The organism is Allocoleopsis franciscana PCC 7113, from assembly GCF_000317515.1.
Classification (GTDB): Bacteria; Cyanobacteriota; Cyanobacteriia; order Cyanobacteriales; family Coleofasciculaceae; genus Allocoleopsis; species Allocoleopsis franciscana.
Genome location: NC_019738.1, coordinates 1,679,279 through 1,703,851 on the forward strand (window position 1 = coordinate 1,679,279; position 24,573 = coordinate 1,703,851).

The 24,573-nt window shown below is 47.4% G+C and carries 22 protein-coding genes; 14 read left to right on the forward strand and 8 right to left on the reverse strand.

Annotation, left to right across the window (positions count from 1 at the left end; genetic code table 11):
• Positions 1 to 51: 51 nt before the first annotated feature.
• Both psbA and MIC7113_RS07085 read right to left on the reverse strand, forming a co-directional pair.
• Entirely contained in the window at positions 52 to 1,134 is a 1,083-nt protein-coding gene (psbA, locus tag MIC7113_RS07080) for a photosystem II q(b) protein (RefSeq protein ID WP_015180474.1), read from the reverse strand.
• Between the two features lie 127 nt (positions 1,135 to 1,261).
• Positions 1,262 to 1,603 (reverse strand): histidine triad nucleotide-binding protein, encoded by a 342-nt coding sequence (locus MIC7113_RS07085; protein ID WP_015181491.1) that lies wholly within the window; start codon positions 1,601 to 1,603, stop codon positions 1,262 to 1,264.
• 155 nt (positions 1,604 to 1,758) lie between these two features.
• Between MIC7113_RS07085 and MIC7113_RS07090 the strand changes: the two genes are divergently transcribed.
• Complete coding sequence (locus MIC7113_RS07090) at positions 1,759 to 3,291, forward strand: YifB family Mg chelatase-like AAA ATPase (RefSeq protein ID WP_015181492.1); 1,533 nt, start codon at positions 1,759 to 1,761, stop codon at positions 3,289 to 3,291.
• 23 nt (positions 3,292 to 3,314) lie between these two features.
• Here the strand turns inward: MIC7113_RS07090 and MIC7113_RS07095 are convergent, their stop codons facing one another.
• Positions 3,315 to 3,689 carry a hypothetical protein gene (locus MIC7113_RS07095; RefSeq protein WP_015181493.1) on the reverse strand — a complete coding sequence of 125 codons (375 nt, stop codon included), beginning with the start codon at positions 3,687 to 3,689 and terminating at the stop codon, positions 3,315 to 3,317.
• A gap of 248 nt (positions 3,690 to 3,937) precedes the next feature.
• On the opposite strand from MIC7113_RS07095, the gene purB reads away from it, so the two are divergent.
• Positions 3,938 to 5,233, forward strand: a complete 1,296-nt coding sequence (gene purB, locus MIC7113_RS07100; protein ID WP_041780546.1) for an adenylosuccinate lyase — start codon at positions 3,938 to 3,940, stop codon at positions 5,231 to 5,233.
• Positions 5,234 to 5,372: 139 nt separating this feature from the next.
• Here purB and ppsA read toward each other — a convergent pair whose 3' ends face one another.
• Positions 5,373 to 7,874, reverse strand: a complete 2,502-nt coding sequence (gene ppsA / locus MIC7113_RS07105) for a phosphoenolpyruvate synthase (RefSeq protein ID WP_015181495.1) — start codon at positions 7,872 to 7,874, stop codon at positions 5,373 to 5,375.
• A 161-nt stretch (positions 7,875 to 8,035) separates the two neighbouring features.
• Here ppsA and MIC7113_RS37970 point away from each other — a divergent pair, with 161 nt between their 5' ends.
• The 4 genes from MIC7113_RS37970 (at position 8,036) to recR (ending at position 11,715) form a co-directional block, all read left to right on the forward strand.
• Positions 8,036 to 9,409 carry a pentapeptide repeat-containing protein gene (locus tag MIC7113_RS37970; protein WP_015181496.1) on the forward strand — a complete coding sequence of 458 codons (1,374 nt, stop codon included), beginning with the start codon at positions 8,036 to 8,038 and terminating at the stop codon, positions 9,407 to 9,409.
• A gap of 354 nt (positions 9,410 to 9,763) precedes the next feature.
• Positions 9,764 to 10,048, forward strand: a complete 285-nt coding sequence (locus MIC7113_RS07115) for a hypothetical protein (RefSeq protein ID WP_155897952.1) — start codon at positions 9,764 to 9,766, stop codon at positions 10,046 to 10,048.
• Positions 10,045 to 10,974, forward strand: a complete 930-nt coding sequence (locus tag MIC7113_RS07120) for a J domain-containing protein (RefSeq protein WP_081594637.1) — start codon at positions 10,045 to 10,047, stop codon at positions 10,972 to 10,974. The genes MIC7113_RS07115 and MIC7113_RS07120 overlap by 4 nt, the downstream gene beginning before the upstream one ends.
• Positions 10,975 to 11,103: 129 nt before the next feature.
• Positions 11,104 to 11,715: a recombination mediator RecR gene (gene recR, locus MIC7113_RS07125; protein ID WP_155897953.1), complete on the forward strand. Its 612-nt coding sequence runs from the start codon at positions 11,104 to 11,106 to the stop codon at positions 11,713 to 11,715.
• A gap of 68 nt (positions 11,716 to 11,783) precedes the next feature.
• Here the strand turns inward: recR and MIC7113_RS07130 are convergent, their stop codons facing one another.
• Positions 11,784 to 12,344 (reverse strand): response regulator, encoded by a 561-nt coding sequence (locus MIC7113_RS07130; RefSeq protein WP_015181500.1) that lies wholly within the window; start codon positions 12,342 to 12,344, stop codon positions 11,784 to 11,786.
• A 472-nt stretch (positions 12,345 to 12,816) separates the two neighbouring features.
• Here MIC7113_RS07130 and lipA point away from each other — a divergent pair, with 472 nt between their 5' ends.
• Both lipA and psaX read left to right on the forward strand, forming a co-directional pair.
• A complete protein-coding gene (gene lipA, locus MIC7113_RS07135) occupies positions 12,817 to 13,767 on the forward strand; it encodes a lipoyl synthase (protein WP_015181501.1) in 951 nt (316 codons plus the stop codon).
• Positions 13,768 to 13,927: 160 nt separating this feature from the next.
• Positions 13,928 to 14,071: a photosystem I protein PsaX gene (psaX, locus tag MIC7113_RS07140; protein ID WP_015181502.1), complete on the forward strand. Its 144-nt coding sequence runs from the start codon at positions 13,928 to 13,930 to the stop codon at positions 14,069 to 14,071.
• Positions 14,072 to 14,211: 140 nt separating this feature from the next.
• On the opposite strand, the gene MIC7113_RS07145 is transcribed toward psaX, so the two are convergent.
• The 3 genes from MIC7113_RS07145 to MIC7113_RS07155 form a co-directional block, all read right to left on the reverse strand.
• The gene (locus MIC7113_RS07145; RefSeq protein WP_015181503.1) at positions 14,212 to 14,655 is read right to left on the reverse strand and encodes an SRPBCC family protein; all 444 of its coding nucleotides are present in this window, start codon (positions 14,653 to 14,655) and stop codon (positions 14,212 to 14,214) included.
• A gap of 114 nt (positions 14,656 to 14,769) precedes the next feature.
• A complete protein-coding gene (gene zds, locus MIC7113_RS07150; protein ID WP_015181504.1) occupies positions 14,770 to 16,239 on the reverse strand; it encodes a 9,9'-di-cis-zeta-carotene desaturase in 1,470 nt (489 codons plus the stop codon).
• Positions 16,240 to 16,314: 75 nt separating this feature from the next.
• Entirely contained in the window at positions 16,315 to 17,394 is a 1,080-nt protein-coding gene (locus MIC7113_RS07155) for a hypothetical protein (protein ID WP_015181505.1), read from the reverse strand.
• Positions 17,395 to 17,675: 281 nt separating this feature from the next.
• On the opposite strand from MIC7113_RS07155, the gene MIC7113_RS33115 reads away from it, so the two are divergent.
• The 6 genes from MIC7113_RS33115 (at position 17,676) to MIC7113_RS07185 (ending at position 24,475) form a co-directional block, all read left to right on the forward strand.
• Positions 17,676 to 18,266 (forward strand): hypothetical protein, encoded by a 591-nt coding sequence (locus MIC7113_RS33115; RefSeq protein ID WP_015181506.1) that lies wholly within the window; start codon positions 17,676 to 17,678, stop codon positions 18,264 to 18,266.
• 130 nt (positions 18,267 to 18,396) lie between these two features.
• Entirely contained in the window at positions 18,397 to 18,606 is a 210-nt protein-coding gene (locus tag MIC7113_RS07165; protein WP_226883599.1) for a helix-turn-helix transcriptional regulator, read from the forward strand.
• Positions 18,607 to 18,715: 109 nt separating this feature from the next.
• Entirely contained in the window at positions 18,716 to 19,108 is a 393-nt protein-coding gene (locus MIC7113_RS07170; protein WP_015181508.1) for an endonuclease domain-containing protein, read from the forward strand.
• A gap of 268 nt (positions 19,109 to 19,376) precedes the next feature.
• Entirely contained in the window at positions 19,377 to 22,349 is a 2,973-nt protein-coding gene (locus MIC7113_RS07175) for a CHAT domain-containing protein (RefSeq protein ID WP_015181509.1), read from the forward strand.
• 113 nt (positions 22,350 to 22,462) lie between these two features.
• Positions 22,463 to 23,344, forward strand: coding sequence for an NAD(P)-dependent oxidoreductase (locus MIC7113_RS07180; protein WP_015181510.1), 882 nt, complete (start codon positions 22,463 to 22,465; stop codon positions 23,342 to 23,344).
• A gap of 126 nt (positions 23,345 to 23,470) precedes the next feature.
• Positions 23,471 to 24,475, forward strand: coding sequence for an L-lactate dehydrogenase (locus tag MIC7113_RS07185; RefSeq protein ID WP_015181511.1), 1,005 nt, complete (start codon positions 23,471 to 23,473; stop codon positions 24,473 to 24,475).
• Positions 24,476 to 24,573 lie beyond the last annotated feature (98 nt).

Here is a 24,573-nt window from a genome sequence, read left to right on the forward strand (position 1 = left end):
AAAAGCGCCCCCCTTGCGGAGAGCGCTTTTTTTAAGCTAAATTCTTAAGAATTAGCCATTGATGACAGGAGCGGTTAGAGCCACAGGAGCCGCTTCACCAGCCGCTAAGTCGAGGGGGAAGTTGTGAGCGTTACGCTCGTGCATTACTTCAAATCCCAAGTTAGCGCGGTTGAGTACATCAGCCCAGGTGCCAATCACGCGACCTTGTGAGTCGATGATGGACTGGTTGAAGTTGAATCCATTCAGGTTGAACGCCATGGTGCTGATGCCCAAAGCGGTGAACCAAATGCCAACTACAGGCCAAGCAGCGAGGAAGAAGTGCAAGCTACGGCTGTTGTTGAAAGAAGCATATTGGAAAATCAACCGACCGAAGTAACCGTGAGCAGCAACGATGTTGTAGGTTTCTTCTTCTTGACCGAACTTGTAACCGTAGTTCTGAGATTCGGTTTCAGTTGTCTCACGCACCAAGCTGGAGGTGACCAAAGAACCGTGCATTGCACTGAACAAGGAACCGCCGAACACACCAGCCACACCGAGTTGGTGGAAGGGGTGCATCAGGATGTTGTGCTCAGCTTGGAACACGAACATGAAGTTGAAGGTTCCAGAGATGCCCAGGGGCATACCATCAGAGAAAGAACCTTGTCCGATGGGGTAAATCAGGAATACAGCGGTTGCAGCCGCCACAGGAGCGCTGTAAGCAACAGCAATCCAAGGGCGCATCCCTAAGCGGTAGCTGAGTTCCCACTCACGTCCCATGTAGCAGAAGACGCCGATGAGGAAGTGGAAAATTACCAACTGGTAAGGGCCACCGTTGTAAAGCCACTCGTCTAAGCTAGCTGCTTCCCAAATTGGGTAGAAGTGCAAGCCGATGGCGTTAGAAGAAGGAACAACGGCTCCACTGATGATGTTGTTACCAAACAGCAGAGAGCCAGCAACAGGCTCACGGATACCATCGATGTCCACAGGAGGAGCAGCGATGAAGGCGATGATAAAGCAGGTAGTGGCAGTTAGCAGGGTAGGAATCATCAGGACACCGAACCAGCCTACATAGAGGCGGTTGTTGGTGCTAGTGACCCACTCGCAAAACCGTTCCCACACGTTCGCAGATTCGCGACGCTGTAATGTGGTTGTCATGTTTTTATGATGGCTTAATAATTTTTCAAGGTTCAGCGGGCGCTTTTGTGTTCGCCCATACTTAACTTAACCCATCTGTTGCGTTTTGTAAAGTTCTTCAAACTTTTTTTAGAATCCCTCAGTCGTGTTAACCCGGAGGCCACTTCATCTGGCGTCCGCCCAAGATGTGTACATGCAGGTGGTCAACGGTTTGGCCGCCATCAGCGCCGTTGTTAATCACCAGGCGATAGCCGTTATCCAGACCGAGTTGCTGGGCAACCCGCTTGGCGGTTAAGAGCAGGTGTCCCATGAGAGCATGGTCTTCGGATTCGGCTGCGGCTAGCTGAGGAAGGGGCTTTTTGGGAATCACCAGGATGTGAACCGGTGCTTGAGGAGCAATGTCTCTGAAGGCAATTGTTAAGTCATCTTCATAAACAATGTCAGCGGGTATTTCTTTGCGAATAATCTTGCTGAAGATGGTCTCGCTCATGTTAAATCTTCTACTCAATAGTTATGAAAGCGACTCAGACTGCTAGCAATTTTACGTAATCAGCATCCTGGAACGAAACTAAATCCAGTAATTTCCCGGTTCAGTAACCCAGAGGACAAGCCCTATACTCGCGCTTAAGTGTCAGGGGAATTGAGATGCTAGCTAGAGTTTGGAGCGCTTCTATTGTAGGAATCGATGCGGTTAAGGTGGGTGTTGAAGTGGATGTGTCTGGTGGGTTGCCGGGAATTGTCGTGGTTGGTTTACCCGATACAGCCGTTCAAGAATCACGAGAACGAGTCAAGGCGGCACTGAAGAATGCGGGTTTTGCCTTTCCCATGCGGAAGATTGTGGTGAACCTGACACCGGCTGACTTGCGTAAAGAAGGGCCAAGCTTTGATTTACCCATTAGTGTGGGCATTATGGCGGCTTCAGAGCAGGTGAGTGCCGAATTGTTGGGCGATTACCTATTTTTAGGAGAAGTTTCCCTGGATGGCAATCTGCGACCCGTTGCGGGTGTATTACCGATTGCGGCGGCGGCTAAACGACTGGAGATTGCGGGTTTGATCGTTCCGGCGGATAATGCACGAGAGGCGGCAGTTGTACAGGGATTAGTGGTTTACGGTTTCCAGAATTTAGCGCAAGTGGCTGACTTTCTGAATCAGCCAGAGCGTTACTCCCCGGTGCAGATGGATGGGTTACAGGCGTTGCGAACCTCTCGGTCAACGGGGCCAGACTTAAAAGATGTAAAGGGTCAAGCTCATGCTCGCAGAGCCTTAGAAATTGCAGCGGCTGGAGGACATAATTTAATCTTTGTCGGGCCTCCTGGGAGTGGCAAAACCATGCTGGCGCGTCGCTTGCCAGGGATTTTACCGCCATTAAGCTTTGAGGAAGCCTTAGAAGTGACACAAATCCACTCTGTTGCAGGATTGCTGAGAAACAAAGGAACATTGGTCAGCGATCGCCCTTATCGCAGTCCTCATCACTCTGCCTCTGGCCCCTCCCTCGTGGGGGGTGGCAGCTTTCCCCGTCCTGGGGAAATTTCTCTGGCACACCGGGGGGTGCTGTTTTTGGATGAACTCACCGAATTTAAGCGCGATGTGTTGGAATTCTTGCGTCAACCGTTAGAAGATGGCTGTGTGACCATTTCCCGCACTCGTCAATCGGTGATGTTTCCCGCACAGTTCACCTTGGTGGCGAGTACGAATCCTTGCCCTTGTGGCTACTTCGGGGATACTATTCAAGCTTGCACTTGTTCGCCAAGAGCTAGGGAACAATACTGGGCAAAGCTTTCGGGTCCTTTGATGGATCGAATTGATTTACAAGTGGCGGTGAATCGATTGAAGCCGGAAGAGATTACGCGACAACCCACGGGGGAGGAATCGGCACCTGTACGGGAACGAGTACAAGCCGCACGCGATCGCGCCTGGACTCGATTCAAACTTGCCGATTCGACAATTCGTTGCAATGCTCAGATGCAGAGTCATCATCTGCGTCACTGGTGCCCGTTGGATGATACCTCTCGCAACTTACTAGAGGGCGCAATTCGCAAGTTAGGCTTATCGGCACGGGCAAGCGATCGCATTCTTAAAGTAGCCCGTACCATTGCTGACTTAGCAGGTGATGAAGTTCTCAAACCCCAGCACGTTGCCGAAGCCATTCAGTACCGCACTATTGACAGAATGCAATAAATGTGAAAGGAAAGGACGCTTAACTAGGGAAGTTCAACGCCTGAACGACGCACCAAGCTCAAAACCCGCAAAACCAAAGCTCTGAGGAAGTGAGCCATACTTTGGGGATGAGCGATCGCCCAAAAATTAATACTCAGACAGGTACTAGCCAGCCCTAACAGGATAAAGGTAGGAGCCATAACCACACCAATCATCCACCAAGTAAACACATGAAATACCATCACCAGCGCCGGGAGGCAGGCAAGCATAGCCGCTTGTCGCACCTGAGGCTGAGGACGGCGCAGTCCGGTGAATATCATCGTCTGCAAGGTGAAGAGCAAGTTGGCAGGAACCAAAAAGGCACAGATGGCAAGACAGTTGGTTCGTGAAAATTCAAAAAGAGTGTTGAAGTCAAACATGCAATATTAGGTATAAGTACTGTTGCCAGTCTATCTCGCCTGACCCATAGACCTCAGGTCATCCTGTCGTGTATTCAGAAAACTATGTCAAAGGGAATGGTGATATGGGCTAGGCGTGGGTATTACCTAATACCGAATGAATAACTCTCAGGCTGAATCTGTTTCGGTTTCTGAGTTGCTCCCATGGGATGAACCAGTTTTGACATAGAGTAGTACAATAATGACCGTTGTAATTCGTGACACAGGCATTGATCGAGCGCTACACCCTGCCCGAAATGGGCGAATTGTGGACGGACACCTACAAGTTTAAAACCTGGCTTCAGGTCGAAATCGCTGTTTGTGAGGCACAAGCTGAACTGGGTGCCATTCCTGAAGCGGCTGTTGAGGACATTAAAGCTAAGGCCAATTTTGACCCGAAGCGCATACTAGAAATTGAGGAAGAAGTCCGCCATGACATGATCGCCTTTCTCACGAATGTAAATGAGTATGTGGGCGATGCGGGACGTTATATCCACTTGGGATTGACGAGTTCCGATGTCTTGGATACGGCTCTAGCTCTGCAACTGGTAGCCAGTTTGGACATTATTCTGGAGCATCTAGAGAAACTCAGTCAAGCGATTCGCTACCAGGCACAGCAACATCGCAATACCGTGATGATTGGTCGTTCTCATGGCATTCATGCCGAACCGATTACCTTTGGCTTTAAGCTGGCAGGTTGGTTGGCGGAAGTGTGTCGCAACCGCGATCGCCTCTGCCAAGTGCGTCATGAAATTGCCGTGGGGAAGATTTCTGGTGCGGTGGGAACTTATGCCAATATTAACCCCCGTGTGGAAGCGATCGCCTGTCAGAATTTGGGACTGCAACCGGATACGGCTTCAACTCAGGTGATCTCCCGCGATCGCCATGCTAATTTTGTTCAACAATTAGCGCTTTTAGGGGCAACCCTGGAACGCTTTGCGGTGGAAATTCGCAACCTGCAAAGAACCGATGTCTTGGAAGTTGAAGAATACTTCTCTAAAGGACAAAAAGGTTCCTCGGCAATGCCGCATAAGCGTAACCCGATTCGTTCCGAACGACTCACAGGAATGGCGCGAATTGTGCGGGGACATGCGGTGGCAGCGTTAGAAAATGTAGCGCTATGGCATGAACGGGATATCTCCCATAGTTCGGTGGAACGGGTGATTTTACCCGACGCTTGCATTTTGACTCACTTCATGCTGGTAGAAATCACCGACTTGGTGAAGAAGCTGCTGGTTTATCCAGAAAACATGAAGCGGAATATGAATCTTTACGGGGGTGTTGTATTTAGCCAGAGGGTATTATTGACCTTGGTGGATAAGGGAATGACCCGCGAAGAAGCTTATAGGATTGTCCAATCTTGTGCTCATGAAGCTTGGAATAAACCAGAGGGAAATTTCCACGAGTTGATTGCTAAAAACCCTCAAGTTATGAGTAAGTTAACTCCGCCAGAAATTGAGGCTTGTTTTGAGCCACAGCATCATTTACAGCACATGGATGAGATTTATCAACGCTTAGGGATTTAACGGAGAAAAATGGGGAATGAAGGAGTAACAATTCCCCATTTCTTGTAGTCAGAAAAAAGCGATCGCACTTTACCGAAGCAAAGCGCGATCGCTTCATAGTCTACACTCGACTAAGCATCAATCAGAAACACACCCAAAACTAACCTTGTTCTTTTTCGACTTCAGCCACCATCAACAGTGTCTTCATCACCGAGTCAGGATTCAAACTCATCGAATCAATTCCCAACTCAACCAAGAACTTAGCAAACTCAGGATAATCGCTCGGAGCTTGACCACAAATCCCAATCTTGCGGTTATTCTTCTTCGCTTTAGCAATTACCATCCGCACCATATCTTTAACCGCATCATTGCGTTCATCAAAGATATGAGCCACTAAAGCCGAATCCCGATCTAAACCCAAGGTTAACTGAGTTAAATCATTCGATCCAATCGAGAATCCATCAAACACCTCACTAAATTGGTCAGCCAAGATGACATTACTCGGAATCTCGCACATCACATAAACTTGCAAGCCATTTTCACCGCGCTTGAGTCCATGTTTTTCCATTTCAGCTAACACCTTGCGGCCTTCATCAGGAGTACGGCAGAAGGGAATCATTGGGATAACATTCGTCAAACCCATTTCATCCCGAACCCGTTTCATTGCTTTGCACTCTAAAGCAAAGGCTTCTCGGTAATTCTCGTCATAATAACGCGAGGCACCACGCCAGCCAATCATCGGGTTTTCTTCCTTCGGCTCAAACTGGTGACCCCCCAAGAGGTTTGCGTATTCGTTGCTCTTGAAGTCAGACAGGCGCACCACCACCGGGTTAGGATAAAACGCCGCCGCAATCATGCCCACACCATGTGCCAACTTATCTACGAAGAAGTCTTCCTTCCGTTCGTAGAGGTAAGTCATTTTATAAATTTCCCGCTTCACCAAAGCATCGTCAAGCTCATCGAAGCGTAGCAATGCTAATGGGTGCGCCTTGATGTGATTGGCAATAATAAACTCTAACCGAGCTAATCCCACACCATCACAAGGAATCGAGGACAAACCAAAAGCTTCTTCCGGATTACCCACATTCATCAAAATCTTGGTGCGGGTGCGAGGCAAGTTATCGAGTTGAGTTTCTTGCACTTCAAACGGTACCAAACCGGCATAAACTCGACCCGCTTCTCCTTCCGAACAGGAGATGGTCACCTCTTGCCCACTGCTTAACACACCTGTAGCATTGCCGCAACCCACGATCGCCGGGATTCCCATTTCACGAGCAATAATTGCCGCGTGGCAGGTGCGTCCGCCTTGGTTAGTGACGATCGCACTCGCTCGCTTCATAATAGGTTCCCAGTCGGGGTCAGTCTTATTGGTTACTAAGACTTCACCGGGTTCAAACTCGTCAATCTTGTGGACATCAAGAATAACTTTAGCTTTGCCCTGACCGATCATTTCCCCAACCGCACGACCGGTAATCAGCACTTCGGAGGTTCCCTTGAGCTGATAGCTTCTCAGGACACTCGCTGATTTTTGGGATTGTACGGTTTCCGGACGAGCTTGGACGATGTAAAGTTCACCTGTGAGTCCATCTTTCGCCCACTCAATATCCATCGGAGTGTATTGACCCCGAACGTCGGAATAGTGGTCTTCAATAATACAACCCCAACGGGCAAGCTGAAGAATTTCCTCATCATTCAGGGCGTATTTCCGCTGTTCAGATTCCGGAACTGACACGTTCTTCGTCAGCTTTGTGCCACCGATTTCGTAAACCATTTTGATTTCTTTGCTGCCCAAGCGCTTCTCCAAAATCGGGCGATAGCCTTCTTTAAGAGTGGGCTTGAACACAAAGTATTCATCTGGGTTCACAGCACCTTGAACCACATTTTCCCCTAAACCGTAGGCAGCCGTTACTAATGCTGCATTCTTAAAGCCGGTTTCGGTGTCGATGGAGAACATCACACCAGAGGTTGCCAAGTCAGAACGCACCATCTTTTGCACACCGACGGAAAGGGCAACATTAAAGTGATCGAACCCCTTAACGGTGCGATAAGAAATGGCGCGATCAGTAAAGATTGAGGCAAAACACCGATGGCAGGAGTCTATAACATCTTGAACCCCATAAACGTTGAGGTAGGTTTCCTGCTGACCGGCAAAACTGGCATCTGGTAAGTCTTCCGCTGTGGCACTGGAACGGACAGCGACATCAACAGCTACACTTTCCTGTTTGCACTGCTCTTGGTAGTCGGAGTCAAACCTGTCGCATAATTGAGCCGTGTAACCATAGCGTTCACATAGCTTCAAGTAAGCCTCTGCGATCGCATCTTGTAAATCTTGGGGGAAGGGGGTGTTGAGAATCAAGGAACGGGCTTGCTTACCTCGAACCCGTAGATTATTCATATCCTCAACATCCAAGTCCGCGAAAAGCTGACGCAGCTTTTCTTCTAAACCCGCCGCTTGAATAAAATATCGATAAGCGTAAGCCGTTGTGGCAAAACCTGTAGGAACTTTCACTCCCTTGGGTGTCAATTGCTGAATCATTTCACCCAGAGAGGCATTCTTACCACCTACTAAGGGAATATCTGCAATTCCTACTTCCTCAAACCAGAGGACAAGAGCTTGTTCTTTGGAAGCTTGAGGAGATGTCGCTTGAGTCGCTGTTACCATAGGTATTTTCTCCTACTCTGGAATTAGTTTACCTCCGGCAAGGTTTTTGGATTCGGGATATGACTCATTTCTTTACCAAGTTAGTAACACTTGGAAACATAGCACTCCATCAGGGTTGAGCTGGCTGACAACACCTCCACTTGGGTCAAACATCAAGCCCTATGGCGTTAAAGTTTTGCGATACACCATCAACCCGTCCCAATCCCGTGATAGCGTTTGATACTGAGAGAATCTCTGGACTATCTACTCTCAGATTGGCAATGCAACAACCGCCCTCAACAACACCCTTATCCCAGACACACAACCGCTATCCCGATACTCTCTATCTGGAATTGGCGGCAACTCCAGTACTCTCAGACGGGACTGATATCGAGCAGATTGACCTTTACCTAAGTATTGACTTTCACCAACAGTGGCAACCCATCAACACCGGACGTGTGAAGTTTGGTTTCAAAGGCGGCGAACTCAAAATCCACCTCAAAAATGGCAAAATGCCTAGCGAGTTGCGTCAACTGAGTGGCTGGGTTCAACTTTCCGCCGACGAAACTCCTCAGTCGTCGATTGAGTGTCAGGTATTCTCCCAAGGGGAAGCTGAATCTCCCGTCTGGAAGTGGCAGGGCAAGACGGGGATGTCTGTTTTGCAGGGTTCACTCCCACAAACCAAGCTGGGTACGGTGCAGGTGATGGGTCAGCCTTGGGGTATCGAATCCGTCTTTACCGTATCACCTGGCGATGTTTATTTGACGAGTGTAGAAGGTTTATGGTCTCACACAATTAGCCCGAATCAGCTAGCGGTGTTAGAGAGAAAGCTGGTTTTATTTTTGCTCGAATCCAAACTTCAGCCTTACCTCAGCCGAGTCGTATGGCACTGTGATCAGCACCCTGGACAGTCCAAAAGTGAGCCACCGAATATAGAGGAGCAAACGGTTGGAATTGATACGGGTGAAACCGAAGAATGTCCGGAATTAGCAGACGTAATTCAGCGCGTGATTACCGCAGAAACGGATAATTTTTTGGAATTAGCCAAAATTGCAGGTCTTAATCCCTTGGTCGATTTTTCCGGTGCAAAACTGCTTGGTGTCAACCTCACTGGGGTAGATTTGAGTGGAGCCAATCTTCGGGGAGTCTATCTTCGGGGTGCGGACTTGAGTGATACAGATTTGAGTGGTGCAGATTTGCAGGGAGCGACTTTTGGTGGTGCCGATCTCAGTGGTGCTTATTTAAGTGATGCCGATTTGAGTCATGGTGATTTTCACCGCGCTAGTTTGGCGTTGGCGAATCTCAGTAGTGCCAATCTTAGTAGTGCTAATCTTAGTGAAGTTAACTTTAGCAGTGCCAATTTAAGTGATGCTAACCTGACGAATGCAAATCTCACTCAGGCTGACCTCCATCGGGCTAGTTTGATGTTAGCCAATTTGAGTGGTACAACGTGGTTGAATAGCCGTGTAGAAGAAGCCCGATTTAGCAAAAATTCGGGACTTTCTGAGGAATGGAAGCTGGACTTGAAACAACGGGGGGCTATTTTTGAGGGATAAGTCCCCTCAAGTCAAGTGTGTCCGTTCAGGACACACAGCCGTACTCCAAAAAGTTGCGATCGCGCTCTATAGTTAATAGTTAGTGCATCAGGGCAGACGTTTCTCACCCGTTTTTAGCAGTATTCCGAACAACTTTCTCTCCCCACTTCATCCTCATGCTCGTATGAACTGCGGTCATCTTTAGCGGTCATTCCTTGCCCCCCGTTCAACCTTGCAGCCCTAAACCGCTTATGTTGGGCAAGAGGTGGCACGTCTTGAACGTATCGGAAATAATAGAGCTAATGCGGGTGGTTTTGCCCAAACAGCCAGTCCGGTCGAACGCCGAAAAAAGAATCAAAAGGTCAAACCGAAGTGTTGAGTGAGTATTTACTAGGGAAACAACTTGAGGTTTGGTCTTTCCAGCATGTCCTTCTCCATCAGGTTTGGGCTTATAAGTTAGGGTGGGTATTTAAATCGCTTAAAGGGAAATGTTTCAATATCATTAGCGTTAGCCAAGCCGATCTGAAAGAGCAACACCTGGTCTCTAGACCCAAGATAGCTCAAACAAGTACAACCATAGTAGGTAAGATAGAGCGTCGCGTCGCCGACTCCTTGGAGAACGCTCATGCTGATGTTGTCGTGGCTGGGGAACTACATTGATCAAGCATCACCTCATTAAAACTGATTTCGGGTGTCGCTGTACAATCTGCCACTGGAAATGGCGAAGTATTCCGACGAGTTCGTGTCCAGGAGTCCGCCGCTTCGCCCGGTGGAATGATATACCCACCTATCTCAAAACGATAGACCAATTGAGTAGGGTGGGGCTAAAACCCAGAGACAAAGGCGATCCCACTGCGTGCCTGCAACCGAGAGAAGGCAAGCCTCCTCACTGTTGGCTTTACGATCAACGCCAAGCGGTTTCTTTGCACAAGCGAATTCCGGTTTTTGGAGAATTGACTCAGCAACAAAGAAGGATTGCGGCTGAGGCAAGGCGACTATGGGAAAAGGGAGAAATTTATACCCAACTTCACCGAGGTGTAGTTATTGAAGCGATTCCCCAAGTTTTGGAAAAATTTATCCGCTTCAAAGCTAGGGCGAAGATTCGGGATATTCCTGGTAAGTTTCGTGCCGCCGACATTGAAGCCAATGTCAACTTACCAACCCATCTTGAAGCCATCGAACATGCTAAGCAATTTATTAATCGAATTCTAGATTCTGGCATTCCCAATAATATCCCCGCCCGCAACAATCTTCATGCCTATCTTGAGGAATGGGGGGGGTGTTTTATCCGACTCGATGAATCAGGTTCCGGCTTTTATCTGCGAGTTACTTGTGAACCCGAAGAACAGAAACAAGAAGAAATCCCACCACTTAACTTCATTCCAATTGATGGAGAATGGTGGGAAGTTTTAGGGGTTAAACCAGAGGCAACTCCGGCAGAAGTCAAAAAAGCTTATCGGCGCTTGGCAGGAATGTTTCACCCCGATATCAATAAGAGTGAAGAAGCGCACGAAAGAACTGTCGCGCTTAATCGCGCTTATGAGACGTATCGGGAATTATTAAGAACTGTCGCTTCACAAAGATAGAGTCACCTGAAGTCAAATTCATCAATCAATTTTGGAGTAAAACCAGAATACAGCGATCGCTCCAAGCACACCGACCAAGCCGTTCACAGTTGGTGACAGGATGTCATCATAAAGAATAGACTCTTTCGCCTGGGAGACAAGACAACGGTTTACACACGTCCTTTAGCTCGTCTGATCGAGCAACTCCAACGCTTGCCCGGAGTTGGGCCGAAAACGGCTCAACGGCTGGCTTTACATATCCTCAAGCGCTCAGAGGAAGAAGTACAGGCATTGGCTCAAGCCTTAGTTGAGGCGAAAAAACAAGTCGGCTTATGCCAGGTATGCTTTCACCTCTCCGCTGAACCCACCTGCGAAATCTGCCGCAACGCCAACCGGGACAACACCACTATCTGTGTCGTTGCTGACTCCCGCGATGTGATTGCCCTGGAAAAAACGCGGGAATATAAAGGTAAATATCACGTCCTCGGTGGCGTCATCTCACCCATGGATGGAATTGGTCCCGATCAATTGCATATTCAGCAATTGGTGCGGCGAGTCAGCCAGAGGGGTATCAAAGAGGTGATTTTAGCCATTAGTCCGAGCGTGGAAGGTGAGACAACCACGCTCTATGTTGGTCACCTCCTGAAGCCGTTTACTAAGGTCACTCGGATTGCTTTTGGTCTACCTGTAGGCGGCGATTTAGAGTATGCTGACGAGGTCACGTTAGCACGAGCCTTAGAAGGACGACGTGAACTCGATTAGCAATACAAAGAAGGATGAAGGATGAATGAAAAACTCTATTTTCATTCTTCATCCTTTACCCTTTCAGGCTACTTTAACTTTTGTTTGATGAAGGTCATAATTTGAGTTAACTGTTTCTTCAATCCATCAATTTCAGCTTGCATTTTGGCAACTTTGGCATTAAGTTCCTCAATCTCGCTGGATGAAGCCGAAGATGGACTAGCCGTTGCTGTACTGGCGGCTGCCGCAGACGACTGCATCTCTGGGCGAGGTTTTTTCGCCTTACCCATGGCTTCCTTGATAGCATCAACTAACTGTTTCTTCTCAAACGGCTTTTCAACAAAAGCAAAATACTCAAAGGGTTCTTGGATTTTTTCCGTGACTTCTTCCTTACGACCTGACATTAATACCAAAGGAATTGTCTGGAGTTCGCTGGTACTTTGAATATGCTGAAACACTTCCCAACCACTCATTTTAGGGAGGAGGAAATCTAACATAATGAGGTTAGGATGTTCCTGGCGAATTAAATTCAGTCCCTCTAAACCATCCTTCGCTTCCAAAACTTCAATATTACCCGACGGTAACATTTCTCTGACCCGCGTCCGGATGACTTTGCTGTCGTCAATTACCAGGATTTTCTGATTTGCCACGACTGACTCCTTTGGAGAGGTAACTTTAAGAACACTACAGTTTTCAAAAAGCAGATACTACTGACTCTAGATCAATAATTAAATCTGGAGTCAAAGCTTAGCTGCTGTGAACGCCGCCAGTTCATAATTTGTGGTGTAGCGCCAGTGTGTCTCGCTCTGAGCTTCAAGTTACTTCCTACCCAGCCAAGATAAACCAGCGACATGTATGCACGACAGACATTTTTTTGTCTGTTTACTGTGATACAACGGCTAAGACGGCACCCTTAACTTTTTGTCATTTTAAGCCCAAGCTCAAAAGCAAGCGGTGTGCCTGATTCTAGATTAATCTGGTCTGACCGAGAAGAGCAAAAAAACTCAGCCAACACAAGCAAGGGTGGATGCTTTAACATTTGTAGCATTGTCGAGACTCAAACCAGCTTGTCATGTATCCCAGTCACTGGCTAGCTCACCGGAAGACTTATGGAGAAGACTTATGGATTTGCTCACCACAACTGACCCATCTGTGACAACACGGCCTGATCGCAACCAATGGCGACAAGAACTGGACGCGCTGCCCCCTTGGTTGCGTCGCCCCATTGGTAAAGCCAGCGAAATCTCAACCGTACAGCGCATCATTAAGCAACGTAACATCCATACGATTTGTGAAGAGGGGCGCTGTCCTAACCGAGGCGAGTGCTATTCCCAAAAAACGGCAACATTTTTGTTAATGGGGCCAACTTGCACCCGTTCCTGTGCCTTCTGTCAGGTGGACAAGGGACACTCTCCCATGCCTCTTGACCCCAAGGAACCTCAAAAGGTCGCTGAGGCGGTAAATTTATTGGGTTTGCGGTATGTCGTGCTAACTTCAGTAGCGCGAGACGATTTGCCAGATCAAGGTGCAGGCTGGTTTGTTGCCACAATGCACACAATTCGTCAACTCAATCCAGATACAGAGATTGAGGTGCTAACTGCCGATTTTTGGGGTGGTAGAGGTGAAAATGACCAGATTCCAGCCGAGCTACAACGCCAAAGAGTAGCTAGAGTAGTGGAAGCTTATCCAGCTTGTTATAACCACAATATTGAAACCGTGCGGCGCTTACAGGGGCGGGTGCGTCGGGGGGCTCAATATGAGCGATCACTCGATGTTCTCCGCATCGTCAAATCCCTGAACCCCACAATCCCCACCAAGTCAGGTTTGATGCTGGGACATGGTGAAACCCAAGCGGAGGTGATTGAGGCGCTAGTGGACTTGCGGAACGCAGGATGCGATCGCCTCACCCTAGGCCAATATATGCGCCCCTCCCTGCAACACCTGCCTGTACAAAAATATTGGACACCCGAAGAATTTGACCAGTTAGGTGCGATCGCACAAGACTTAGGGTTTGCCCATATCCGTTCTGGCCCCCTTGTCCGCAGTTCTTACCACGCGAGTGAGAGTGTTTAAGGCTAAATATTAAGAATATTTACGATTAAACGGGTAGTTTCTTGCCAATAATCCCTCTATCAAGCTGAATAAAGCTCACTCTTTCTGTGGTAACTTTTATGAGAGTCACCCAGTACTTTATTATTTTTTCACAAAATCTTTCAGAACAGGAGAAAACCCTATGGCTGCTGACACCAAAAAATATGATGCCCCCGTTGCCAAGTCTGGCGGTAAGTTTCCTTACCCTTTTCGCGCAGGATGGGCTTTGTTACTTTTAGCGATCAACTTCTTGGTTGCTGCCTTTTATTTCCACATCATTGAATAGTTACCCTACTTAACTTGATCAGGACTTACGCACTTCGCCTTTACATTGGTCATCTTGTCCTCTAACCTCCCAATTCGAGGAAAGCGATTCTTTCCTCATCTTTAGGAGAGCAAGAGGGTAGTGTGTAAGTCCTCTATGATTTATTCGGTCTTAAGGTTGAGGGCATATTCTCGAAAACGTTCCAAGTCAGCCTGAATTGTAGACTCCACAACACGACCTAAAAACAGATTATCCATCAACTGACCCAAGAAGCCGGGAATAGCATAAGCCACACTCAGCTTGACAATACTGCTACCGTGCCGATCATAGAAGCGAATCGCTCCTCGATTGGGCAAGCCATCCACAGACTCCCACTGAATAATCTGGTTTGGCTCCAATTTCAGAATTCGGGAAAGCCAGCTAAATTCCAATCCCCCAGTTGCCAGCTTCCATCGAGATAACTCAGGATTGTCTTCCAGGACATGGACGGAGTCAATCCACTTCATCCATCGAGGCATTTGCTCTAAATCAGACCAGAGGTTCCAGGACAATTCAATGGGAACGTCAACCTCAACCTGTACACTGTGTTCTAGCCAATCGGACATGCGATTTTAGGTTTGGGATTTGGGATTTGGGAGGGGTTGAAGGTTGAAAGTTTAAAGTTATCACCGGCAACTTGTTCACCGACAACCCAGCTTCGGACTCAAAACTCTGGTTGCTCAAACCGTTGTTACAGGGGTGCGCTCTACCAGTTCTTTGGCATTTTCCAGAATGGCTTTTGCCGCCTGACGCCCCGATAACGTGGCTCCTTCCATACTATCGATGTAGTCTTGTTGGGTATAACTTCCGGCAAGGAAAAAATTGTTAATGGGTGTTTTTTGCGGGGGGCGATAGGGGTCCATCCCAGGCGCTTCACGGTAGAGAGACTGAGCCAGCTTGACGACGCTGTACCAAGTCATGTTCAGTTCTCGCGAGGAGGGGAAGAGTTCATGGACTTGCTTGAGGACGTGTTGTGCGATCGCTTCATTATTTTGCCGGATAAAGGGGTCTCCTGGAGTAAGCACCAATTGCAACAGTGAACCCTCACCCTGTTTGTAATAATTCCCAGGACTGGTTAAGGCTAAGTCAGCAAAGCAGGAGAAGTCAGCATCAGGGGTATAGAGCAGATTATCAATTCCTGCGGCTTCTGTGAGCTGTTTGCGCTTCTCGGCATCGTGTAACTCGGTTACCCAACCGTCGAACCTCAGTTGTACGGTAGCCACGGGGATGGTATCCAGCTTGTAGATATTGTCAAACTCCGACCACTTACGCCAAGCTTCAGGGAGCACGCGCTGCACACCGGGGACATCTGTGGCGCAGACGTAGGCATCAGCCAGGATGGTTTCTTCGGTTTCGCCTTTAGCCACCACTAACCCAGTAACTTTGGTTTGCCCATCCACCTCGGTAAACAAAATTTCCCGCACTCGACGCCTGGTGTGGATTTTCCCGCCTCGCGCCTCGATGTACTTCACAATCGGCTGATGCAGATACTCATCGGGAGAACCTTCCAGCATTCGCAGCACCGAAGCTTCTGTTTTTGCTGCAAAAAATTGGAAAATTGTCAACATACACCGAGCAGAAATATTCTCGGTATCAATGAAACCCAAGGCGTAGGCGATCGGGTTCCACATCCGCTTTAAACTGCCATCATTGCCACCATGTTTGCGAAACCAGTCGGCAAAGCTGATTTTATCTAAATCGCGAATGGTTTTCATCGCACCGTCGAAGTCCACCAAGCCGCGAACGATGGGACTGGTACCCAGTGCTAGGGAGTTTTGCAGCTTATCCTGTAGAGATAGCTGGGAGGTGGTGAAAAAGGCTTTGAGTCCATTGAAGGGCGCACCCGTGATGAAACGAAAATCTAACGCCCCCGTGCGTCCCCCTTTGTTCACAAAGACATGGGTATGTTCCTTGAGGCGTAGGTTGTCAATTGCCCCTACCTTCTTCATCAAGTCAAATAACTGGTAGTAGCAGCCGAAAAAGACATGCAACCCCATCTCGACATGGTTGCCATCGGCATCTACCCAACTGCCCACTTTTCCTCCCACAAAAGGACGGGATTCAAAAAGTTCGACTTCATGTCCGGCATCGACTAACTCAACTGCCGTCGCCATCCCGGCTAGTCCCGCCCCAACAATTGCAACGCGCATTCAGCCTTTCCCTTTCAGTTTCTTTACTTATCTTAAAAGAAGATTGCAACGGAAATGGACTAGAAGAGGGTTGAATCAAGCTAACTTATCTGGTGTCTCATCCTCTAAGGTTTCTGGGAATACCTCAGGAGAGAACAACTCCCACAAGGATTGGAAGTAGGGCATAAAAAGCGATTGTTGTTGTGGCGTCAATCGAGTTTGAAGTTCGTTTCCCAATAAATGGAGCATTTGCCGCACCAGTTCCCAGCGCACTTTTAAGGGTGGGTACAGCATGACGCACAAGGGGAATAGTTCTTGTTGGATGGCGGCAATGCTATTTTCCAGGACACAAATCCACAGGTAAACCTGAAACATCTCAACATCTCGGATACTGGAAACCATGACAGCCGAATCGCTTAATGAGCCAGTGTGACAAGAATAGTTAGGGTACAGTTCAATGATGCGTGAGGCGATTTTCCGGGCTATTTCGCTGCTAGGGGGTATGAGTTGGCGTATGCTTTCTAAGATGGGAGAGTTGTAATCATAGTGGGCGGAGATGTCATAAAAGCGCTGCAATGGGATATAGAGGTGATCGTCAATGACTTTGAAATAATCCCCCAAAATTTCCTGATCGGGTGGGGCAAGGGGTTCTAGAAACAACTGCCCACAGTAGTGGAATTGCATACTGACAAAGCCAATTACTCTCGGATCGATGGCTGTGTATTTTTCTCGGATGCTGCCTACATCAGGACTAATAAATACACAAAGGCGTTGTGGTGTTAGTTGTTCAGCATAGGCGGATAGGGCTTGCTCATAGATATGGTAAGCATCTCGTGCAATTTCATAAGGGTCAATCAACTTATAGTTAATGCCGTGTCGTTTAACTTCTTGGGAAAGTAAGGTTTCGGTTTTTGCCCAAGCTTTGAGATTAATGGAACGAATCGATTGGAGTAGTTGCTGCGCGATGAGCGATCGCCTTTCTGCGGTTGTCGTTTGCTTAGCGTCTCCGTAAAGAGAAGACAATGGCATTTCTTGGGTGCTAGTTTCCCAGCTTTGTTCTGGATCAATGAGTTTCTGAAGATACTTTTTCGCCCATTGCTTGGCAAGGGATGTAGCAGATGTATTTTCCATCATGTTCCAGCCTTGCCGCCTAAGATTTGGCGTGATGTCACCCATGAAGCCCCTTTACGTTTTTTTGACAATTATTAATTAATATTACGCTGACTAGTATAAAACTCTCCTCAATTGGAGAGTGTGACTTCCCACACATTAGACCTCTAAACGTTAACTAAAGCGATCGCTCCATATCTACCTAACCGTCCTAAACTAGAGGTATCGCACTCAACCTATTGGTACCTCGCTCAGCAAACAGCGAAATTTTTGCATAAGCTCCTTACCACTGAGAGATATGGAGAACTGAGCGAACAGTCTGCTCAAGTGCTAGTGGAGGGTTTGCCATGCATCCTCGTTTAAAAATTCTTGGTTTTGCGACAAAAACGTTACTCATTTCCCTAATTTTCTGGCAATTACCTCTTTTGTTTCGTTGTTCATCTGGGATAGCACAGGCTGAAGATGGAATGGCGCAGTTACCGGATGGCAACTATCAATTTTGTAGCCAACCAGAGACAAAAGACTCACCCTTTGGATCAGGAGTTTGCTTGTGGTTCCGTAAAGTCAACAATCGTGTAGTTGGAAATTACGGCTACCCTCAATCGGATGATTTTATTTGTGTGAGTGGTGAAGTTCAGGATAATTTGGCAACCGGTGAAGCCTTAGCCGTATCATGGCCTGGTCGTGCTTGGGAGGAAATACCTCAATCACCTATTGATTGGGATGAAGAAGGACGATTGAAACTGAATCAAGCCAGTATTATTCATACTTCTGGTAGCAAAGATGAACGGATCGATTGGATTCAGTTTCGCAGTGCTGTGCTGAATTTTAAGGATTTCTATCGTTATACTCAGGTGGGGATTGGTGAAGAGAAGATTCCTGCGAGTTGTTCGGTGAAAGATATCAAACAAACATGGAACTCATCAATGGGGAGCTGAGGAGCTGAGGAGCTATTTAGATATAAATATTCCTCCACTGTTTCCCCAGTGTTTTTTGTTTCGCAATATTCAATGGTTGAACATCACTGCTAAGATGGTAAACAATCAAGATTCAAATTTCAACCCCAACGTGCCAACTTTAAAACAAGTTCGCGATCGCCTGGGGATGACTCAGGAAGAGTTTGCGAAAGTGCTGGGTATATCGCGTGGAACAGTCATCAGCTATGAGAGTGGCAAACACCGAAAGCTCCAGCTCTCTATGGCTCAAATGAAAAAGCTATTCGAGCTGATGAAACAGGCAGGACTTCCCATCGAAGAGTTACCAGAAGACATCGAGTGATGCGAATTATATTCTTCCCCCTTTTGAGATCCCCCTCCCATCCCCCTTAAAAAGGGGGAAGCCAGATGTTGCTTGCGCTTTTTGTTGTCCGGGGGCTGGGGGGGATCGTATGCCGAACAAAAAACATTTAATTGTGACTGAATTCCACCTTCCCTACAACCCAAAACTTGTAGAGAAGGCAAAGGCAATGCGTAAGAACATGACGGCAGCCGAGAGAAAACTTTGGTATGGCTATCTAAAATATTTCCCGTTTCGAGTTCTCAGGCAAAAGCCTATTGATAACTTTATTGTTGATTTTTACTGCGCCAGCTTGAAGTTAGTGATAGAAGTTGATGGAGAGAGTCACTTTACGAGTGAGGGCAAAGATTACGACAGGGAAAGAACGCAAGTTTTAGAAGGCTATGGGTTGAAGGTGGTGAGGTTTAGTAATGATGAAGTGTTGAAGGAGTGGGAAGGAGTGTGTCAGTGTATTGAGAAGATGATCCCCCCCAGCCCCCCTTAAAAAAGGGGGGAGAAGAGGATGCTACTTAAGTTATATGACCCAAGTCAGAGCTTAAGTAAAGAGTGATCGCCTATTGCTGTGAAACGCAAATCCTCATTTATTAAGCCCCCCTTTTTAAGGGGGGTTGGGGGGATCTCCCCGCAGATAATCACATTCCTCCAGTCAGCCAAACAAATCGCAAAACGTATTGCATAACCTCTCCCCAGATGAGAAATATAGATGCATCGAGTCAGCAATCTGCCTTCCTAACTCAAGAGAGAACTTGCCAATGCACTACCGCCTCAAATCTCTCAGCCTTGCCACTGCTACTCTACTGCTTTCGCTCTTCACTCCCCTTTTACCGCTTACCTTGAAGTTTGAGCCTCTGGTAGTTCAGGGGCAAACGCTGGAACAGCAAGAACCTGGGGCAGAGAAGTGGTATTTAGAAGCTTACCAGCGATTGCTCACAGGTGAGTATTTAGCCGCATTGGAAAAACTTCAGCAGGATTTAGTTACGTTCAGAAAAAACAGTGATCGGGCTAGGGAAGGCGCTGTCCTCACCTGTATTGGGATAGTTTACAGCAACATTGGACAGTACACCCAAGCTCTAGAGTACTCTCAGAAAGCTTTAGCTATTCTTAGAGAAGTTGGGAAGTTGCCTAACGGCGACCGAGCCACTGCACGCACCTGGGAAGGGAGAACCGTCTACAGTATTGGGTTAGTTTATGGATCGATTGGAGAATATACCCAAGCTTTGGAGTACTCACAGCAAGCTTTAGCGATTAATAGAGAAGCTAGAGATCGCCTCTGGGAAGGGAGAACCCTCAATAGCCTTGGAGGAACGTACTACTACCTGGGACAGTACCCCAAAGCTTTGGATTGCTATCAACAAGCTTTAGCTATTTTCAAAGAAGTTGGCAATCGCTCTGATGAAGGAAGAATTTTCAACAATTTTGGGTTAGTTTACCGCAACCTCGGAGAGTATTCCAAAGCTTTGGAGTTTTTTCAGCAAGCCTTAGCCATTCACAAACAAATTGGCGACAAGGCAGCGGAAGGAACCAGTATCAGAAATCTTGGGCTAGTTTACCGCAACCTGGGACAATATCCCAAAGCCTTGGAGTTCTTTGAGCAAGCCTTAGCCATTCACAAACAAATTGGCAATAAAGGGATGGAAGGGACGACCCTTAGCAATATAGGGGCAGTTTATTGGGATCTGGGACAGTACCCCGAAGCCTTGGAGTTTTTTCAGCAAGCCTTAGCAATTCGCACTGAAATTGGTGACAAGGCAGGAGAAGGGGAAACCCTCAACAACATAGGGGCAGTTTACGACAAACAGGAAAAGTATGCCAAAGCTTTGGATTTTTATCAACAAGCTTTAGCGATTTCTAGAGCAATTGGCGACAAGCCAGGAGAAGGGGGAACTTTCAACAACATAGGGGCAGTTTACGACAAACTAGAACAGTACCCCAAAGCCTTAGAGTTCTTTCAGCAAGCTTTAGCGATTGCTAAAGAAATTAACGACAAGGTGGGGCAAGGAACAATCCTGAACAATATAGGTTTTCTCCTAGATGCACAAAACCAGTCAGAGTTAGCGATTGTATTCTTCAAGCAATCGGTCAATGTCACAGAGGGAATTCGCAAAGATTTACGGGTACTGCCAAAAGAGCAACAGCAGTCATTCACCGAAACCGTTGCAGGCACCTATCGCCGTCTAGCCGACCTCCTCCTGCAACAAGACCGAGTCCTCGAGGCGCAACGAGTCCTCGACCTCCTCAAAGTCCAAGAACTTGAAGATTACCTCCGCAACGTGCGCGGCAATAACAATACTGCTCAAGGATTGCCGAATCTCCTACCCGAACAACAGACATGGGAGAGTTATCAGGCAATTCTCAACAAAGCTGTTGAAATTGGCAAAGAACTCACCCAACTGCGACAGCTTAAAAAACAAAATGGCACTCTTACCCCTACTCAAGAACAGCGTATCGCCCAACTGCTGAAAGCCCAAGAAACGATTAGAGAAGAATTTAACAACTTCACCAGAAGTCCAGAAGTAATAGCATTGGTGACACAAAAAAGTCCCGAAACCCTTTCTCAGGATTTGCTGCTGCAAATGGGAAACTTCAACGCCTTACAAGATAACCTCAAGAATCTGCAACAAAATGCCGTCCTCCTCTACCCCTTAATTCTGGACGATCGCATCGAACTCATCCTCACCACCCCCGATTCTCCCCCCATTCGGCGCACTGTCCAAGTTCCCAAGAAACAACTCAACCAGACAATTGCCGCCTTTCGCAGCGCATTACTCGATCGCACATCCGATGCCAAGCCCCCCGCACAACAACTCTACAACTGGCTGATTAAACCCCTAGAAGCAGAACTCAAAGCCGCAGACGCCCAAACGATTATCTACGCACCCGACGCTCAACTGCGTTACATCCCCTTAGCCGCGTTGTACGACGGGCAACAATGGTTAGTGCAACGCTACCGCATCAATAATATTACCGCCGCTTCCCTCACCGATCTCAACACCAAACCCCAACGCAAAATGCAAGTCTTAGCAGGTGCCTTTGCCACCGGACGCTACAGCTTCAAGGTTGGTGAACAATCTTTTGACTTTGCCGGGTTGCCTTTTGCGGGAACTGAGGTGGAGAATTTAGCCAACACCGTTCCTACTACAACCAAACTCATCGATAAAGCCTTCACCCCCGAAGTCACCGTTCCCAAAATGGACGACTACACTGTCGTGCATCTCGCTACTCATGCCGCCTTTGTCGTGGGGACACCGGACGATTCCTTTATTCTGTTTGGTAATGGAGAACGCATCACCCTGCGAGACATCCAAAAGTGGAGCCTCAAAAACGTTGATTTAGTCGTGCTTTCTGCCTGTGAAACTGGATTAGGTGGAAAACTGGGGAACGGGGAAGAGATTCTCGGCTTAGGCTACCAGATGCAGAGGGCAGGGGCAAGAGCGGCGATCGCATCCTTATGGACAGTTGATGATGGCGGTACTCAAGCGTTGATGGATAGCTTCTATGCCGCGTTGGAATCGAAGCAAGTCGGGCAAGATAGCCAACCCACCAAAGCTGAAGCCTTGCGCCAAGCTCAAATTGCCCTAATTACGGGGGATTATAAGGCATTAGGTCAACAGCGAGGGCTGGGAGTGCAGCAACGAATTCAGAGTAGTTTATCGCCAAAGGTGACTACCAATTTGAGTCATCCTTATTATTGGGCACCGTTTATTTTAATTGGCAATGGCTTGTAATCATATATCAGAAGGCAGAAGGCAGAAGGTTTATTACTGGTACGTGGTCGCAAGAACCGTTAAATCTGTCCTAAACTTTATGGCGACAGATTTAGTCTTACTCTCCTAACAGCATGAACCAACAAATTGCCTTTCTCGGACTCGGTGTAATGGGTGGTTATATGGCAGCAAATTTGGCGCAAGGGGGTTACTCCGTCAAAGCTTGGAATCGTACCCCCAATCGTCCTGGTGTAGAAGTCGCCGCGAGTGGGGGTGCAACCATCGTGTCCTCCATTCGCGAAGCCGTTGAGACAGCAGATATCATCTTTTCCTGCGTCGGTGATGTGCCTGATGTGGAGGAAGTCATCCTCGGCGCTGGAGGAGTTGCCGAGTTTGCCAAACCTGGCGCTTTAGTGATTGATACCAGTACCATTGGCCCAAATGCGGCACGAAAGATAGGAAGCACACTTAACAAACACAACCTCCGCTTTTTGGATGCACCGATTTCAGGTGGAGACATTGGGGCAAAAAATGGCACTCTAACGATCATGGTTGGCGGAGAACCAACTGATTTTGAGGAGAGTAAGTCAGTATTAGAAGTTCTGGGGAAAACCATTCGCCTTTGTGGTTCAATCGGTAGCGGTCAGGCTGTAAAACTGTCTAATCAAGTTCTGTGTGCACTCCACATGGTGGGTTTATGCGAGGCGATGCAGCTAGCCCAACAACAAGGAATCGACCCTAACTTAATTGTAGAAGTTTGCAGCACTGGTGCGGCTGGGTCGTGGGCGCTAGCTAATCTGGGGCCAAAAATCATTGAGTCGGATTTTCGTCCTGGTTTTATGATTAAACACATCCTTAAAGATTTGAGGTTAGTGCAGGAAAGCCTCAAAGAATCGGGTGAAGAATTGCCTGGAGTGGAAATGAGCGATCGCTTATTTAAAATGGTTCAAGAACTGGATAACGGGATGGGTGGTGAGCAAGGAACTCAGGCTATGATTCGTGCTTACCATTTATAGCATGGAATTATTTTTTTAACGCAGAGAACGCGGAGGGGGACGCTGAGGGACGCTGAGTTTTTTGAGGAATTACGATACAAAGGGAGTTGGTATGAATTTTCAATCCTTTAATTAATCAAGGAAAAAATGCTGGATTCTCTATTCACGACTGTCTCCCATCCTACTCAAGATTTGATTCCCCATCGCCGTCCTCGTAAAGGTGTGATTGTTGGTGCAGGACAGGTGGGAATGGCTTGTGCGTACTCCCTGCTGATTCAAAATGTCTTTGATGAAATGGTGATTGTTGATGTCAACACCGAAAAACTGGAAGGGGAGGTGATGGACTTGAATCACGGCTTACCTTTCGTTCAGCCTACCATTATCCGCTCAGGAACCTTAGCTGATGGAGAGGATGCTGATATTGTTATTATTACGGCTGGAGCTAAACAGAAGCCAGGAGAGAGTCGTTTAGAGCTAGTGCAACGCAATTTAGAGATATTTAAAGGCTTAATTCCCCAAGTCGTTAAGTATTGTTCCAAAGCTATTTTGCTGATTGTGACGAACCCAGTAGACATCATGACTTATGTCTCTCTCAAATTATCAGGGTTGCCAAATTCAAGTGTGATTGGTTCGGGGACGGTACTGGATACGGCTCGTTTTCGTTATCTATTGGCGGAGAAGTTTCAGCTTGATTCTCGGAGTTTACATGCTTACATTATTGGTGAGCATGGCGATAGTGAAGTTCCGGTTTGGAGCAAAGTTAATATATCAGGAATGCAACTGTTTCAAGAAGATGCAAATGAAGAAAAATTAGCAGACATGGATAGGATTAAACCCATTTTTGAACAAGTCAAGAATGCAGCTTATGAGGTGATTCAACGCAAAGGCGCAACCAGTTATGCGATTGGCTTGGGTGTCACCCAGATTGTTCAATCCATTTTACGCAATCAAAATCGACTGCTAACGGTTAGTAGCCTGATTCATGGGTTTGAGGGTATTGACGATGTTTGTTTAAGTCTGCCAGCGGTGGTAAATCGTCAAGGAGTTAGCCGGACTTTAAATCTCACGCTGACTCCCACAGAAAAGGAGAAATTACAGCATTCAGCCAGAGTTTTGCGGCAAACGATTGAAAAACTCGACCTTTCATCTTAATTTTGTCAATTCTTTCAAAATTACATCAAGTCTTTAACGTTTAAAAGCTAGATTTTAGTTTTGATAAGTCTAAACCCAATTTCAGGCGCTTGCTGACT

Coding starts and splice junctions, on each gene's coding strand:
- psbA (WP_015180474.1), bottom strand. CDS start 1,134: ATGACAACCACATTACAGCGTCGCGAATCTGCGAACGTGTGGGAACGG.
- MIC7113_RS07085 (WP_015181491.1), bottom strand. CDS start 1,603: ATGAGCGAGACCATCTTCAGCAAGATTATTCGCAAAGAAATACCCGCT.
- MIC7113_RS07090 (WP_015181492.1), top strand. CDS start 1,759: ATGCTAGCTAGAGTTTGGAGCGCTTCTATTGTAGGAATCGATGCGGTT.
- MIC7113_RS07095 (WP_015181493.1), bottom strand. CDS start 3,689: ATGTTTGACTTCAACACTCTTTTTGAATTTTCACGAACCAACTGTCTT.
- ppsA (WP_015181495.1), bottom strand. CDS start 7,874: ATGGTAACAGCGACTCAAGCGACATCTCCTCAAGCTTCCAAAGAACAA.
- MIC7113_RS37970 (WP_015181496.1), top strand. CDS start 8,036: ATGGCGTTAAAGTTTTGCGATACACCATCAACCCGTCCCAATCCCGTG.
- lipA (WP_015181501.1), top strand. CDS start 12,817: ATGGATTTGCTCACCACAACTGACCCATCTGTGACAACACGGCCTGAT.
- psaX (WP_015181502.1), top strand. CDS start 13,928: ATGGCTGCTGACACCAAAAAATATGATGCCCCCGTTGCCAAGTCTGGC.
- MIC7113_RS07145 (WP_015181503.1), bottom strand. CDS start 14,655: ATGTCCGATTGGCTAGAACACAGTGTACAGGTTGAGGTTGACGTTCCC.
- zds (WP_015181504.1), bottom strand. CDS start 16,239: ATGCGCGTTGCAATTGTTGGGGCGGGACTAGCCGGGATGGCGACGGCA.
- MIC7113_RS07155 (WP_015181505.1), bottom strand. CDS start 17,394: ATGGGTGACATCACGCCAAATCTTAGGCGGCAAGGCTGGAACATGATG.
- MIC7113_RS33115 (WP_015181506.1), top strand. CDS start 17,676: ATGCATCCTCGTTTAAAAATTCTTGGTTTTGCGACAAAAACGTTACTC.
- MIC7113_RS07170 (WP_015181508.1), top strand. CDS start 18,716: ATGCCGAACAAAAAACATTTAATTGTGACTGAATTCCACCTTCCCTAC.
- MIC7113_RS07175 (WP_015181509.1), top strand. CDS start 19,377: ATGCACTACCGCCTCAAATCTCTCAGCCTTGCCACTGCTACTCTACTG.
- MIC7113_RS07180 (WP_015181510.1), top strand. CDS start 22,463: ATGAACCAACAAATTGCCTTTCTCGGACTCGGTGTAATGGGTGGTTAT.
- MIC7113_RS07185 (WP_015181511.1), top strand. CDS start 23,471: ATGCTGGATTCTCTATTCACGACTGTCTCCCATCCTACTCAAGATTTG.